Annotated in this window: 12 protein-coding genes, 1 other RNA gene and 1 pseudogene; 6 read left to right on the forward strand and 8 right to left on the reverse strand. The window is 39.6% G+C overall.

The features are described 5' to 3' along the window. The coding region (locus KH943_RS05855) for a UvrD-helicase domain-containing protein (RefSeq protein WP_304108853.1) at positions 1-913 on the reverse strand (913 nt) is incomplete at its 3' end. A gap of 21 nt (positions 914-934) precedes the next feature. Next, positions 935-2326, reverse strand: a complete 1392-nt coding sequence (locus KH943_RS05860; protein ID WP_304108854.1) for an MATE family efflux transporter — start codon at positions 2324-2326, stop codon at positions 935-937. Positions 2327-2535: 209 nt separating this feature from the next. On the opposite strand from KH943_RS05860, the gene infC reads away from it, so the two are divergent. Next, complete coding sequence (gene infC / locus KH943_RS05865; RefSeq protein ID WP_078208069.1) at positions 2536-3078, forward strand: translation initiation factor IF-3; 543 nt, start codon at positions 2536-2538, stop codon at positions 3076-3078. A 689-nt stretch (positions 3079-3767) separates the two neighbouring features. Here infC and pckA read toward each other — a convergent pair. After that, the gene (gene pckA, locus KH943_RS05870; RefSeq protein ID WP_304108857.1) at positions 3768-5378 is read right to left on the reverse strand and encodes a phosphoenolpyruvate carboxykinase (ATP); all 1611 of its coding nucleotides are present in this window, start codon (positions 5376-5378) and stop codon (positions 3768-3770) included. A gap of 222 nt (positions 5379-5600) precedes the next feature. Between pckA and ftsB the strand changes: the two genes are divergently transcribed. From ftsB to ispF, 3 genes are read left to right on the forward strand one after another with little or no spacing between them, the layout of a single operon-like run. Further along, on the forward strand, positions 5601-5882 hold the full coding sequence (gene ftsB / locus KH943_RS05875) for a cell division protein FtsB (RefSeq protein WP_304108860.1): 282 nt from the start codon (positions 5601-5603) through the stop codon (positions 5880-5882). A gap of 1 nt (position 5883) precedes the next feature. Next, positions 5884-6561 (forward strand): 2-C-methyl-D-erythritol 4-phosphate cytidylyltransferase, encoded by a 678-nt coding sequence (ispD, locus tag KH943_RS05880; protein ID WP_304108862.1) that lies wholly within the window; start codon positions 5884-5886, stop codon positions 6559-6561. Positions 6562-6584: 23 nt separating this feature from the next. Further along, positions 6585-7061 carry a 2-C-methyl-D-erythritol 2,4-cyclodiphosphate synthase gene (gene ispF / locus KH943_RS05885; RefSeq protein WP_304108865.1) on the forward strand — a complete coding sequence of 159 codons (477 nt, stop codon included), beginning with the start codon at positions 6585-6587 and terminating at the stop codon, positions 7059-7061. A 99-nt stretch (positions 7062-7160) separates the two neighbouring features. Here ispF and KH943_RS05890 read toward each other — a convergent pair whose 3' ends face one another. Both KH943_RS05890 and KH943_RS05895 read right to left on the reverse strand, forming a co-directional pair. Further along, a complete protein-coding gene (locus KH943_RS05890) occupies positions 7161-7961 on the reverse strand; it encodes a class II glutamine amidotransferase (protein ID WP_304108869.1) in 801 nt (266 codons plus the stop codon). Between the two features lie 138 nt (positions 7962-8099). After that, positions 8100-8201 (reverse strand): annotated as a pseudogene (locus KH943_RS05895) (amino acid transporter); the annotation flags it as partial. A gap of 247 nt (positions 8202-8448) precedes the next feature. On the opposite strand from KH943_RS05895, the gene KH943_RS05900 reads away from it, so the two are divergent. Beyond that, complete coding sequence (locus tag KH943_RS05900) at positions 8449-9243, forward strand: formate/nitrite transporter family protein (protein ID WP_304108871.1); 795 nt, start codon at positions 8449-8451, stop codon at positions 9241-9243. An 83-nt stretch (positions 9244-9326) separates the two neighbouring features. Here the strand turns inward: KH943_RS05900 and KH943_RS05905 are convergent, their stop codons facing one another. The 3 genes from KH943_RS05905 to rnpB form a co-directional block, all read right to left on the reverse strand. Beyond that, positions 9327-10304 carry a nickel/cobalt transporter gene (locus tag KH943_RS05905; protein WP_304108874.1) on the reverse strand — a complete coding sequence of 326 codons (978 nt, stop codon included), beginning with the start codon at positions 10302-10304 and terminating at the stop codon, positions 9327-9329. Next, positions 10292-10912, reverse strand: a complete 621-nt coding sequence (locus KH943_RS05910) for a DUF1007 family protein (protein ID WP_304108875.1) — start codon at positions 10910-10912, stop codon at positions 10292-10294. The genes KH943_RS05905 and KH943_RS05910 overlap by 13 nt, the downstream gene beginning before the upstream one ends. 66 nt (positions 10913-10978) lie before the next feature. Then, positions 10979-11359: RNase P RNA component class A (gene rnpB, locus KH943_RS05915), an RNA gene on the reverse strand. A 99-nt stretch (positions 11360-11458) separates the two neighbouring features. Here rnpB and rhlB point away from each other — a divergent pair. After that, on the forward strand, positions 11459-12629 hold a 1171-nt coding region (rhlB, locus tag KH943_RS05920), incomplete at its 3' end, for an ATP-dependent RNA helicase RhlB (protein WP_304108878.1).

Below are 12629 nucleotides of genomic sequence, written 5' to 3' on the forward strand. Positions count from 1 at the left end.
TTTTTTGGCAAAAGCGTGAAAAATGCTCTGCGGGGAAATAAATAGCTTCACTTTCTGCCCAAGTATCCACTGATTTCAACCAATTTTCCAGATAACGCATTTGATATGAGCGGCGATTCAACGCCTTTTTTACGCCTGTTTTATATTTTTTATTCAATTCATTGATGATCGGACTTACAATTTCTTCGCGGTTAGCTCGCCAATATTGGCGAACGTCTGCCAATAATTGTTGATAGGCTTTTAAATGCTCGGCAAAAGGTTGGTTAATGCCTTGTTGATCGTCGTTCAATTCAGGCAAGGTTTCCGTTAAAAAAGTACGTACCGCATCCAATGCATCTTGTGGCGTTTTAAGCTCATCAGCAACGATGCTCGTTTCACTTAAATTCATCGGGTAGAACTGCTCACGCCACACTTCTTGGGCAAGGCGTTTGAGCAATTGCTGTTCGTTTTGTTGCAGTTCAAACTCAAAACTGATGCCCGAATCAAATGCAAATTGATAAAGCATCTTTTGGCAGAAGCTGTGAATGGTAAACACGCTTGCCAAATCAATCTCTCGCTCAGCGATACGTAAGCGAAGCAAGGCTTCCTCTTTCTTTTCGACTTTCTCGAAAAGTTCTGCAAAAAAATCATCATTTTTCACCGCTTGCTCGGTGAGTTTTGCCGAAAAATAGGCGTAACAATCTTGAATATTTTGGCGGATACGGTCTTTAAGTTCTTCAGTTGCCGCTTTGGTGAAAGTTACTACTAAGATTTGTTCAACTGTTAATGGTTCTAGCGGTTCACCATCGTGGCTGATGCCTAGTAATAAGCGAAGATAGAGGTTTTTAATGGTATGCGTTTTGCCTGTGCCTGCTGAAGCCTCAATAAGGCTGGCACAGTTAAGAGGAAGCGTGAGCGTATTGAGCGTTTGCATAGGTTACCTAGAATTTTTTTACTATTTAATCCGTTCCAATTTTTGAATTAGCACTTCGTGTGGTACTTTCTGAATTTTACGAATTTGCCAAATTAATAGACCGCTTGCAAAGCTCAAGCTAATGCAGAAAGTTAGCCAGAACCCTTGGGCTGCCATTGGTTCAACGATAAGCTCCGTTCTGGACAAAATATAACCGAGAGGCATTCCGACAATCCAATAGCAAAAAATCGTCACATATAAAATCGGTTTTGTGTGTTTGTAACCACGTAATACACCATTAGCCACTGCCTGGAGTGCATCCGGGATTTGGTACACCGCAGCGAACAAAAGCAAGTTAGCAGCAATAGAGATCGAAAGCGAATCACGCGTGAATGCCAGCGGGATGTATTTATCTAATAACACAATCACAACCGCCGCAAGGCAGGCAAACATAAAACCTGTTAGCAGGGCGTGATAGCTTAATACTTTTGCATCATCAAGGCGTTTTTGCCCCAAGGTTTGCCCAATCACAATGGTGGTTGCGATGCTAAATGACATTGGAATCATAAAAAAGAGCGAGCTGGTTTGTAATGCGGCTTGATGGCTTGCCACGACCTGTGCACCTAATGGTGAAAGGAAGAGTGCTGATGTGGAAAACAGCATCACTTCGGTGAAAGTCGCAAAACCGATGGGTAAACCAAGTTTGCAAATTTTTAATAAAGTTTGACCGCTTGGCATTTCCATCCATTTACTAAATAAGCCAATATCGCGTTGCGATTTGTTGGTGTAGCAGTAATAGAACATCATCAAGAACATCACGCAGTTCACAATGGCAGTCGCAATACCACAGCCAACGGAACCCATTTCAGGCAAGCCAAATTTACCAAAAATAAAGATGTAGTTAAGCGGAATATTCAGTAGCAAGCCAAAGAAGGTAATAATCATCGCAGGTTTTGGGTTCGACAAGCCGTCATTCATACAGCGAAGATTGATAGCAAGTAGGGCGGGCACGATGCCGATTGCCATAATCATCAAATATTGCTGTGATTTGCTCGAAAACGATTCGGGCGTATGCATATAGTCCAAAATCAGATAGCTATTGCAGAAAATCAAAATTAGCGGAATGGACATAGTCAACACAAGCCAAAAGCCTTGTCGCACTTGGTGAGCAATAAGGTGGCGTTGGTTCGAACCATTCAAATAAGAAACGGTTGGCGTAATCGCATTGAGTAAGCCGAGCACAAAAAGGAACAGTGGAAAGTAAATTGAGTTGCTGACTGCAATAGCAGAAACATCATCATCGCTGACTAAGCCTGCCATTACAATATCAGCAAGCCCCATACCTGAGGCGGAAAGTTGGGAGATAAAAATAGGGATAGTGAGTTTAAAAAGTTTTCTCGCATTGTGCGGATATTTTTGCCACTGTAAATTCATAAAAACCTCAAATTAGAGCGACTTATTATAGCGAGCCTTACGCTTAAATGCCATTTTTGCCATAAGTTTTCTCGGCTCAAACGATTGACTATTGCATAATCAATTTAGATCCGCTAGAATTCCGCCCGTTTTTATCTTAAAAGGCAAACGATTTAAACAAAACCTGCTTTGATGCAGCTTACATATAAACTAACTAGAGGAATAATACTATTAAACCTGTAAAACGTGTTCAGTCAAATCGCGCTCACCGTCTTAACGAAGAAATCCGTGGCGTGAAGGAAGTTCGCTTAACTGATGAAAATGGCGAGCAAGTTGGTATCGTGTCAATTCAAGATGCTTTGGCGAGAGCAGAAGAAGCTGAGTTAGACTTAGTAGAAATCAGCCCAAATGCTGAACCGCCAGTTTGTCGTATTATGAACTATGGTAAGTTCATTTATGAGAAAGAAAAAGCGGCAAAAGAGCAGAAGAAAAAACAGAAAGTCGTTCAAGTGAAGGAAATTAAATTCCGTCCAGGTACAGATGAGGGCGACTACCAAGTTAAATTACGTAGTATCGTACGTTTCTTAGAAGATGGCGATAAAGTCAAAATTACCGTGCGTTTCCGTGGTCGTGAAATGGCCCACCAAGACATCGGTTTAGATGTATTAGAGCGTGTAAAACAAGATACGGCTGAAATTGCAGCAGTTGAATCTGCACCAGGTAAATTAGAAGGCCGCCAAGCAGTAATGGTTATCGCACCTAAGAAAAAATAATTTCTTATTACAATGAATTAAATGAATGCAAGCTGGTAAAAAATGTTGGCTTGCATTTTTCATATAATACCACCCTAAAAGATCTAACCAACCTTACTAGCAACACTGATCGTATATGCAGCATTAATATGTCGATTATCATATAGTGGATCGGTGTATACTTTCCCTAGGTCAATAATATCCCACTTATCCCGTCCAAAGCGTTGCACTAGAATATTTCTTAATTCCAACAGAACCATCAGAATTTCCTGCTCCTATACTACCCTGCCAATTAAATACATTTATCTTTCCATTCGCATCTAATTCTCCCTACTTATTCCATTGATTACTCTCTTTATAAATCTCCTTACAGAAACGAAAACAAATTTGACTACTTAAAAGAAATATAAAGTCATCTTACAACCAAACAGATCAAAAATTTAATCAATGCTTATTAAGTTCGGAAATTTATTTTATTTTTTAGAAGAAAACATTTTTTAGATATGTGTTTAGACGAATAACAAGCAGTTTATTTTAGGATGAAAATTGAAATAGATGGCATTAAGCAATGCCAAAAAATCATCTTCTAAATACATAGAAGATGATATTCTAAAAGAGATAAAAAAATCTGCACTCTATTTCTATTAGATAATCTATCCAACAAATAGAGTGCAGTGATTTATATTACACTTTAAGTATTAAAGTCAGAATTATAATTTCGGACCAGCCGCAACTAATGATTTTCCTTCATCATTGGTTGTATATTTTACAAAGTTTTTCACGAAACGACCCGCTAGATCTTCTGCTTTAGCTTGCCATTGTGCTTTATCTTCGTAAGTGTTGCGAGGGTCTAAGATATGGGTATCTACGCCTGGTAAAGCTTTTGGAATGGCCAAGTTGAATATTGGTAATTCACCCATTTCTGCTTTTTCGATTGAGCCATCTAAAATCGCATCGATGATACCGCGAGTATCTTTAATAGAAATACGTTTACCTGTACCGTTCCAACCAGTGTTTACTAAATAGGCTTCCGCACCAGATTCTTCCATACGTTTCACTAACACTTCTGCATATTTAGTTGGGTGAAGTGTTAAGAATGCTGCACCGAAACATGCTGAGAAGGTTGGAGTTGGTTCAGTAATACCACGCTCTGTACCCGCTAATTTTGCGGTGAAGCCAGATAAGAAGTAGTATTTAGTCTGTTCTGGTGTAAGTTTAGACACAGGTGGTAACACACCGAACGCATCGGCAGTTAAGAAAATCACTTTTTTCGCGTGCCCTGCTTTTGATACAGGTTCCACAATATTATCAATGTGATAAATTGGGTAAGACACACGGGTATTTTCTGTTTTTGATTTATCGGCAAAGTCAATAGAACCATCTTCACGTACGACTACGTTTTCTAATAATGCATCGCGACGAATTGCACGGTAAATATCTGGTTCATTTTCTTCACTGAGGTTAATAGTTTTCGCATAACAACCACCTTCGAAGTTGAATACACCTTCATCATCCCAACCATGCTCATCGTCACCGATAAGTTTTCGTTTTGGATCGGTTGAAAGGGTAGTTTTACCTGTACCAGATAAACCAAAGAATACTGCTACATCGCCATCGTTACCTACGTTAGCTGAGCAGTGCATAGCAGCAATATCTTTTAATGGTAAGAGGAAATTCATCATTGAGAACATCCCTTTTTTCATTTCGCCACCGTACCAAGTACCACCAATAAGTTGTACCGCTTCGGTTAGGTTAAACGCCACAAAGTTTTCAGAATTTAAGCCTTGTTCTTTCCAGTTTGGATTGGTCACTTTTGAACCATTCATTACAACGAAATCTGGCTTGAAGTCTTTAAGCTGTTCTTCTGTTGGGCGAATGAACATATTTTTTACAAAGTGAGCTTGCCACGCAACTTCCGTAATAATACGAACAGCGATGTGATGGCGAGGGCTTGCACCACAGAAACCATCAATCACAAATAAGCGTTTGTTTGAAAGTTCGTGAGTGACTAACTCTTTCAAACTTTGCCACGTAGTTTGACTCATTGGTTTGTTGTCATTTTTTACTTCATCGGTTGTCCACCAAATATGATCTTTGGTAGTTTCATCATAGACGATATATTTATCTTTCGGTGAACGACCTGTAAAAATCCCTGTATCTACTGCAACAGCGCCTAAATTCGTCAGGCGACCTTTCTCATAGCCTTCTAAATTTGGGTTAACCTCTTCTTCAAAAAGTTGTTCGTAACTTGGATTACGCACAATTTCTTTGACGTTAGTAATGCCGAGTTCTGCAAGTTCTTGTTCGATACGATTTAACATAAATCACCTCACTCCAATGTGTGTATTTAAGAATTAAGCTGATTCTACCCCGTTCTAATTAAAAAAAATGCCAACTACTTCACATTTTAAAAAAAAGTGAAGAAAATTTGAGGGTTTGCTACGTTTATTCTAAAGCTCCTACTTGTGGAATAACAAATTTTTCCTTTTTTGCAAAAAAAACGGTAAAATTCCACCGCTTTTTGAATAAGGAACAAGAAAAAGATGCGTGTATTAGTTAGTTTTTTAGCATTTCTGCTGATTTTCTTTCAATATAATTTCTGGTTTGGCGAAAATGGGTGGAATGATTATCAAGATGCTTCAGCAAGTCTAGAAGCTGTCAAAAAAGAAAATGAGCGTTTGGCAATGCGTAATGGGTTAATTGAAGCGGAAATTTATGATTTAAAACACGGTGTGAACGCCTTAGAAGAGCGTGCCCGCACGGAACACGAAATGGTGAAATCAGACGAAGTGTTCTACCGCATTATTCCTAAAAATGAGAAGTAAAATGAACAGACAAATTTTTGCGATTATTCCTGCATCAGGTGTGGGTAGCCGAATGAAAGCTAATATACCAAAACAATATCTAAAATTGCTTGGGAAAACAATTTTAGAGCATACGCTTTCCACCGTCTTAGCTCACCCACAGGTTGAAAAAGTTGTGGTTGCTGTTTCACAAGAAGATCAGTACTATCCTGAGATACTCTTATTACAAGATCCAAAAGTCGAGGTAGTTTTTGGTGGGGAAACCCGTGCAGATTCAGTATTCAATGCATTGCAAAAAGTGCCAGAAAACGCATGGGCATTGGTGCACGATGCCGCTCGCCCTTGTTTAAAGCGGTCAGATTTAGACAAACTTTTGCAAATTGAAGATGAACAAGGTGGCATTCTTGCTACACCTGCTATTGATACGATAAAGCGTTCCCAAGATGCCAAAACGATTTCACATACTGAAGATCGTTCAACCTTATGGCACGCATTAACCCCGCAATTTTTTCCCGCACAAATGTTGAAAAAAGCATTATCAGCGGCATTTTCTGCAAATGCGGTAATTACTGATGAAGCTTCTGCAATGGAGTTTTTAGGTTTTCATCCACAATTAGTGGCTGGCAGAGCTGACAATATCAAAATTACCCGCCCTGAGGATTTAGCTTTGGCAGAATTTTATTTAACGAGAAACGATTAAGACAGATTTAAGAGGATTACAAAATGATTCGAATTGGACACGGTTTTGATGTACATGCTTTTGGGCAAGATCGTCCATTGATGATTTGTGGCGTAGCAGTACCTTATCACACAGGTTTTATTGCGCACAGCGATGGCGATGTGGCGTTGCACGCCTTAACTGATGCATTATTAGGTGCGGTTGCATTGGGCGATATTGGCAAGCTTTTTCCAGATACTGATATGCAATACAAAAATGCCGACAGCCGTAAATTATTGATTGAAGCTTATCGCCGTGTGCGGGAACAAGGTTATAAAGTAGGTAATGTAGATGTGACCATTATTGCACAAGCCCCGAAAATGCGACCTTATATCGACCAAATGCGTCAAACTATTGCTGATGATTTACAATGCGATGTAATGCAAGTGAATGTCAAAGCGACAACAACTGAAAAGCTAGGTTTTACAGGACGAGGCGAAGGGATTGCTTGTGAGACGGTGGTGCTTTTGACTAAAATTTAAAAAGCATAATACATAAAGAAATTTGCACCTTAATTTGTTAGTAAGTCCAACTTTTGAGGTGCAAATATTTTAAGCTTATTTAAAAGTATTCGTTAATAACTAAACGTGCGACTGATTATCTGGCAATGTACCTTCAATCTCTTCCACTAATTCTCCATTTTTGAAAAAGACATAACCGCCGTTTTTCATCTTGATCCAATTTTCATTTTTGGTAAGTGGCTGAGTAGCAATAATGGTCACTTTATCATTTTCTGTGGTGTATTTGCTGAAATCAATTTCTACATCATCATCGCGTAGAGCCTTACTGAAAGGAGCTTTACGTGTCACATAATAAAGTCTAGTTGAACAACGTGCGATCATCCAATGCCCGTTCGACATAATGAAGTTAAATACACCGTGAGTGGCAATATCAGAAGTAATCTCGACTACTGTATCGAAAATCTCTTTTTCACTCGGCTTTTTATCAAACCGTTCACGCAAACGAGACACAATACAACAAAATGCCGCTTCGGAGTCCGTTGTCCCAATTGGTTGATAATGGCAATCAGCACAAGGGCAAACGCCTTCCACCGTGCCATTATGAGCAAAAACCCAGTTTTCACCCCACAGTTCGCGAATAAAAGGGTGGGTATTTTCCAAATTCACATCGCCACGCGTTGCCTTACGAATATGCGAAATCACGTTAAATGATTTAATTTTATATTGGCTGACTAAATCCGCCATTGGTGAAGAAGCACCTGGGCGATTATCACGAAAAATACGCACGCCCTTTCCTTCAAAAAAAGCGATACCAAACCCATCAGTATGTTGGTCGGTTACTCCTGCCCGTCGCCGAAAGCCTTCAAAAGAGAAAGTAATATCGGTCGGTGTATTACAATTCATTCCTAATAATTGACACATAATTTCACTTCTTAAAATATTTCTGAAAATGACACCCCATTTTGGTGAATTATTCGGGGAATTTCAATAGCATTTGATCAAAAAAGTCAGAGTAAATTTTTATGCTTTACTACTTTTTAGTATAAAAATAAATTAAAGTTGCTCAAACACTCCCCACTGTAAAAATGGCAAGGCATTTTGTACCCCGATTGATACAATCAAGCCAAAGCAAACAATCAAACCTTGAATAAAATGTTCCATTTTTCCTTCATTTAATAAGAGTAATATTCTGATAAATACTCAAGAAAACAATAAGCGGTGAAATTTGCAAACGTTTTTGTTAACTTAACCGCTTGTAACATTGAAGAACTTCGCCACAAATGATTGTTTTTTGTTATAACCAAACTGCACAACATAGAATTAGCAATTCTTTCCTTTTTTCCAACCGCTTTGTTACATTACTTTCATCACAATATCATTCATTTTAATAACATTTATAAGGAAAATTATGCAACATCGCGATCTTTACCCACATGAAATTCTGCAAGATGTGATTGATAAAAGCTATGCTAAATCACAAGGTCAATTAAAAACCTTAGCTATTTTAAGTTTTTTAGGTGGTGGTTATGTAAGTTTTGGTTATATGGCATATTTAAAAGTCGTCAGTGGCATTCCTGCCGATTGGGCAGGACTTGCCAATCTGCTTGGGGCTGCAGTATTCCCCATTTGTTTAATCTGTATTCTGATTGGTGGTGGCGAATTGGCAACTGGAAATATGATGATGATGGCTTTAGGTCGCCTCAGCAAACGTGTAAGCCTTAACAAATTGGTGCGAAACTGGGTTATAGTCAGCCTTGGTAATCTTACTGGTGCCCTTTTTATGGCATACTTTTTAGGGCATTATGTTGGCTTAGCTGAAGGTGTTGCTCAAACCAAAACTATTGCCATTGCTGAAGCTAAAGTAAATATGGATTTTGGTAGAGCTTTTCTTTCCGCTATTGCGTGTAACTGGATGGTTTGTATGGGTATTTGGTTCTATTTTGGTGCAAAACATACATCTGGACGTATTCTGGCAATGTGGTTCCCTGTAATGATCTTTGTGCTTATTGGTTTGCAACATTTCGTGGCAAATATGTTTATCATTCCAGCGGGCATTTTTGCTGGGGCAAACGTGACTTGGGGGCAGTTTTTCTTAAATATGATCCCTGTGTTCTTAGGAAATGTAACGGGTGGAGCCGCATTCGTAGGAGCTTCTTACTTATATGCTTATCGTCATATGTTGAAAGAGGATTATATGATTTAACCTTTTCTTTAAAATAAGAACAAGCAGTAACACTTATGGAAACTGCTTGTTCAAATATTCTTTTCAAATGTCATAATAAGATATTATTTTCTAAAAATTACCCTTGCTGCTACTTCAACAAAACTAGCGTGTAATAACAAAATTCCCATTCCAATCAACACACAAGCAGTCAAAAATTTCAAACCACTTGCAATCAGCAAGTTAAATTTAGTAGGCAAATACCATGCTGTTAACTTCACAGCTTTATGGCGGGCAAAGACCACAATCAACGCAAAGATTGTAAGTGTAATGCCTGTACCAAGTGCCATTATTAAGGCAGCCAATATACCCCAAAGGTAAATATTGAGTGTATAAGAGAGAAACAGCACTAAAATTGCCCCAGAACATGGGCGCGATCCAATACTCAAAATCAAGAAAAGTTGGCTTTTCCAACCTGTTGACTGGTTCATTTGTGCTGATGAAGGCAGATGTTGATGCCCGCAACCACAATGCTCATGATGAATATGATGTGAGACAAGCGGTGTTTTTTCTTGGGACATTTGCATTGGGCTAATTTTTCTAATCTGCAATTTAGGCGGGCGAATGCCTTGCCACGCTTGATAAATCCAATAAATCCCTAGCAAAACCATCAGCATAAAACTGCCCCTCTCCACCCATTTAAGCGTTAAATTGAAATATGTGCGAGAAAGCGTAAAGGCAACAACGATAATCGACACTAGCAAAATAGCAACGATCCCTTGCACAATGGAAGATGCCAAGCTAATTTTGACCGCTTGTCTGAGTTTCGACTGTTCTAAAGCTAAGTAGCTCGTGAGAATAAACTTACCGTGTCCAGGACCTATAGCGTGAAAAATACCATAGAAAAAGCTGATAAAAATAAGGGTAATGCCCGCTTCTTGATGTTGTTGACTAAGCTGATTAAGCGAGCTAGAAAGTTGTAAGTTAAACGCTTTTTGCCACAGTATCACATTATGCAGCAAGAGCGGATAAACCCAATAAACAGCGACTGCCAATAAGGCTAATACGAGCAAAGAAACAGCTGTTAATTTTAATTTTTGCATTTCATCTCTACCTTTTGAGCAAAGGCACGCCCAAGTGATTGATCTTCTGGTATTTGATCTTTGTCCAAACTTGAGGCATAAAGTTTCAAGGTATCATCCACTTTCGGTTGCACCACTTTAATTTCACATTTTTTATCATCAATCGACACATCACTTTGGTCATTATACTCCATCGCCATATAGTAAGTCGGCTCATAGCTCATCAATGTGATAGGTACAATGCTCAGTTTTTGTGGCACGCTTAGATAGACGTTCATCGAAAAAATAATGCGGTTATTTTCCACCACAAAGCCGTAATCAGAAGGCGTTTCGGTAAACGGAATCAGATTGCTTTTCTGGTTGTAGAGATAGCTGAAATAGTGGTCTTGCTTTGCTGTATCAATCATCTCCTTAGTCAGATCTTGCTTGGTTTTATTTAGATCGCGGCTTGATTGCATTTCATAAATTAGCGTACTGGAAGCAATTTCGTCTAATGTCCAAGACATACGGAAGCCTTTTAGCACTTGGTTTTCCGTTAGGGCTTGCGTTTTCAGATCGACAAAAGCGTGTGGGTGTGCAAAGACGTGGGGAGAAAAAAGCGAAAAAAGGATCGTAAAAAGAGATTTCATATTATATTCCTGATAATAGAAAAAAAGCGAACCGTTCTTAAAATCTTAAAAACAGTTCGCTGGAATAAGATGAGTTAGTCGATAAGCCGAGTTCTGTCGTGGACAATCATTCCTCTAGGCATAACATCACTATTATGCTCAAGCAACCTACCCGAACTCTGGACGGGCCATCCATTGAGTTCCTATTTGGTCTTGCTACGAGTGGAGTTTACCCTGCCGTGAAGTGTTGCCACCCACGCGGTGCGCTCTTACCGCACCCTTTCACCCTTACCATTTCTAAAAATGGCGGTCTGCTCTCTGTTGCACTGGTCGTCGGCTCACGCCGCCCAGACGTTATCTGGCACTCTGCCCTGTGTAGCTCGGACTTTCCTCTCGTTTACTTGTCCCACTAGGTCGTGTGAACACGGTTAAGGGCTTCAATAAACCAGCGATTGTCTAACCAACTCGCTGCGTAGTATAGCCAATTATTGGCGTTTTGCAATAAGTTACGGTAAAATCGTAACAATTTTCGCCTAGAGTTTAGGCTTTATTCAACAAGGAATTCCGATGCTAACACATCTTACCGAACAACGCTTTAGCGATTTCCCGATTCACGAAAAAGTGCTTTCTGCCCTTGATAGTAAAGGCTTTAAGTTTTGTACACCCATTCAAGCTCAAACATTACCTATTACGTTAAATGGCAATGATATTGCAGGCCAAGCTCAAACAGGCACAGGCAAAACGATGGCGTTTCTCATTGCAACCTTTCATCATCTACTCACACACGATCTACAAACGCAGAAAAACCAGCCTCGAGCAATGATTCTAGCCCCGACCAGAGAACTTGCAGTGCAGATTGCTTCCGATGCTGAACTGTTAGTTAAACAAACTCGCTTGAAACTCGCACTTGCTTATGGTGGCGATGGCTATGAAAAACAGATACAAGAGATAGAAAAAGGTGTTGATATTTTAGTTGGCACAACAGGGCGTGTGATTGATTATGTGAAGCAAGGCATTATCAATCTCAATTGCGTACAAGTGATTGTATTAGACGAAGCGGATCGAATGTTCGATCTCGGTTTTATTAAAGATATTCGCTATTTAATGCGTAAATGTCCGAAGCCAACCGAACGCCTTACGATGCTTTTCTCAGCAACGCTTTCGCCACGTGTGCGTGAGTTAGCGTATGAAGATATGAATGAGACAAAATATGTTGAAATTGAACCGCTTCAACGTACAGGGCATCGAATCAAAGAAGAGCTATTCTATCCATCTAACGAAGACAAAATGGCATTATTACTCACGCTCTTAGAGGAAGAGTGGCCTGAACGTTGTATAGTTTTCTCTAATACTAAACACGGCTGCGAAGAAATTTGGCGATATTTACAAGCAGATGGGCACCGCGTTGGCTTACTTACAGGCGATATTCCGCAGAAGAAACGACTGAGCTTGCTAGGGAGCTTTACCAAAGGCGAATTAGATATTTTAGTAGCAACTGATGTCGCGGCTCGAGGTTTACATATTCCTGAAGTCACGCACGTGTTCAATTACGATCTACCCGATGATCGCGAAGATTACGTGCACCGAATCGGACGAACAGGGCGAGCAGGACAAAGCGGGCATTCTATTAGCTTTGCTTGCGAACGTTATGCTGTGAATTTACCAGCCATTGAAGAGTATATTGGGCATACGATTCCCGTCAGCCTATATGATGTAAATGCTTTATTACCTTTACCCA

The organism is Haemophilus parahaemolyticus (assembly GCF_018373095.1).
Classification (GTDB): Bacteria; Pseudomonadota; Gammaproteobacteria; order Enterobacterales; family Pasteurellaceae; genus Haemophilus_A; species Haemophilus_A parahaemolyticus_A.

Coding starts and splice junctions, on each gene's coding strand:
- KH943_RS05910 (WP_304108875.1), bottom strand. CDS start 10,912: ATGAAATCTCTTTTTACGATCCTTTTTTCGCTTTTTTCTCCCCACGTC.
- KH943_RS05900 (WP_304108871.1), top strand. CDS start 8,449: ATGCAACATCGCGATCTTTACCCACATGAAATTCTGCAAGATGTGATT.
- KH943_RS05860 (WP_304108854.1), bottom strand. CDS start 2,326: ATGAATTTACAGTGGCAAAAATATCCGCACAATGCGAGAAAACTTTTT.
- ispF (WP_304108865.1), top strand. CDS start 6,585: ATGATTCGAATTGGACACGGTTTTGATGTACATGCTTTTGGGCAAGAT.
- pckA (WP_304108857.1), bottom strand. CDS start 5,378: ATGTTAAATCGTATCGAACAAGAACTTGCAGAACTCGGCATTACTAAC.
- KH943_RS05905 (WP_304108874.1), bottom strand. CDS start 10,304: ATGCAAAAATTAAAATTAACAGCTGTTTCTTTGCTCGTATTAGCCTTA.
- KH943_RS05890 (WP_304108869.1), bottom strand. CDS start 7,961: ATGTGTCAATTATTAGGAATGAATTGTAATACACCGACCGATATTACT.
- ftsB (WP_304108860.1), top strand. CDS start 5,601: ATGCGTGTATTAGTTAGTTTTTTAGCATTTCTGCTGATTTTCTTTCAA.
- ispD (WP_304108862.1), top strand. CDS start 5,884: ATGAACAGACAAATTTTTGCGATTATTCCTGCATCAGGTGTGGGTAGC.